The following is a 1,702-nucleotide window of genomic DNA, read 5'->3' as shown; positions in this document are numbered from 1 at the left end:
CAGCGAGCGAGCCGGCGCCACCGGGCGTCGGCGGCGCCTTCCTGGCGGAGTGGCGGCGCGTGCTCGGAACGCGCAGCGCCTTCAGCCTGCTGTTCCTCGCCCCGCTGGTCTACGGCATCTATTATCCGCAGCCTTATCTCAACCAGATCCTGCGCAAGCTGCCGATCGCGGTCGTCGACAATGATCTCAGCGATCTCTCACGGCAGATCGTCGAGACGCTGGACGCCAGCGGCACATTGAGCGTGACGGTTCGCGCCCGCACCCTTGCGGAGGCAAGCACCGCGATCGACCGCGGCTATGCATTTGCCGCCGTGCAGATTCCGCCCGGCACCGAACGCGACGTGCTCAAGGGCCTCACCGCGCATATCCCGGTCTACGCCGACGCCACCTATCTGTTCATCTTCCGGTCGACCGCAGGCGCGGTCGCCACCGCGATCGGCACGCTGACATCCGAACTGGTGTCGCGGGGCGCTCGCGCAGACGGAAGTCTGGTCAAGGCGAAGCTCGCGAGCCTCAGCCCGGCCAACGTCCTGCTGCAACCGATCTTCAACCCGGTCGGCGGCTATGCGAGCTACATCGTGCCAGCGGCGTTCATCCTGATCCTGCAACAGACGCTGCTGATCGGCGCGGCGATGCTGACCGGCACGGCGCTGGCGAATTCCCGCAACACGGTCGCGGGCGTGTTCGGGCGCGGCGTGGCTCATCTGACCATCTACCTGCCGGCGCTCGCGCTCTATCTGATCGTGCTGCCGCGGATCTATGGCTTCTCGACGCTCGGACATCTGCCGCAGATCTTCGCGCTGGCGACCGTCTTCCTGCTGGCGACGAGCTTCATGGGACAGGCGATCGGCGCCTGGTTCACGCGGCCGGAGAACGCCACCATCCTGCTGCTGGCGACCAGCCTGCCGCAATTCTTCACCGCCGGCTTCGCCTGGCCGCGCGAGGCGATCCCCCCTGCGGCCGCGGCACTCGGCCGGCTGTTCCCGGCCGACTCGGCGATCGACGGCCTCGTGCGTATCAACCAGCTCGGCGCCAGCATCTGGGAGGTCTCGCATGACTGGCTCAGGTTGTGGTGCCTGGCCCTGGGCTATTTCGTGCTCGCCGTGATCTCCGCGCTGGTGTTCAAGAGAGGACAGCAACATGCCCAACGCTAGGCGCGCAGCCATTGTCGCGATCCTGCTTGTGCTCGTCGCGGGTGCGCTGATCTACGCCGAGGGCCGCGCGACGCCGGCGCCCGCAATCGTCGGCGTGGTCCGCTCGACCGAGGTCAGGATCGCGCCGGAAGTGAACGGCCAGTTGCAGTCGATCGCGGTCGAGAAAGGCGCGCAGGTGCACGCGGGCGACGTCCTCGCCAAACTCTCCGCGATCGAGTTGACCGCACAGGCCGACCAGGCGCGGGCCGCGCATGCCGCCGCGGTGGCGAGCCGCAACAACGTCTATGCCGGCGTACGCCGCGAGCAGATCGACTCGTTGAAAGCCGCGATCTCCAAGGCCAATTCACGGCTCGACTATGTGGAGACCCAGCTCAAGCGGATCACCACGCTGGCGAGCCAGAGCTTTGAAACCCAGCAGGCGCTCGACCAGGCCGAGAACGACGTTGCCTCGGCGCGCGCCGGCGTGGCGGCAGCTCAGGCGAATTACGATGCTGGAGTGGCGGGGCCGACCAAAGAGGAGCGCGCCATCGCCGACGCACAGGTGCAGG

The 1,702-nt window shown here is 67.6% G+C and carries 2 protein-coding genes; both read left to right on the top strand.

The features are described 5' to 3' along the window. Nucleotides 1–1,154, top strand: a 1,154-nt coding sequence (locus H8B02_RS47080) for an ABC transporter permease (protein WP_229172488.1), incomplete at its 5' end; no start/stop codon positions are given. Beyond that, nucleotides 1,141–1,702, top strand: a 562-nt coding sequence (locus tag H8B02_RS47075) for an HlyD family secretion protein (RefSeq protein WP_229172487.1), incomplete at its 3' end; no start/stop codon positions are given. The genes H8B02_RS47080 and H8B02_RS47075, both read left to right, overlap by 14 nt.

Origin of the sequence: Bradyrhizobium altum (genome assembly GCF_020889705.1) — a bacterium.
GTDB classification, from domain to species: Bacteria; Pseudomonadota; Alphaproteobacteria; order Rhizobiales; family Xanthobacteraceae; genus Bradyrhizobium; species Bradyrhizobium altum.
Note: the sequence above shows the minus strand (reverse complement) of the source record. Positions and strands in the feature narration are given on the sequence as shown.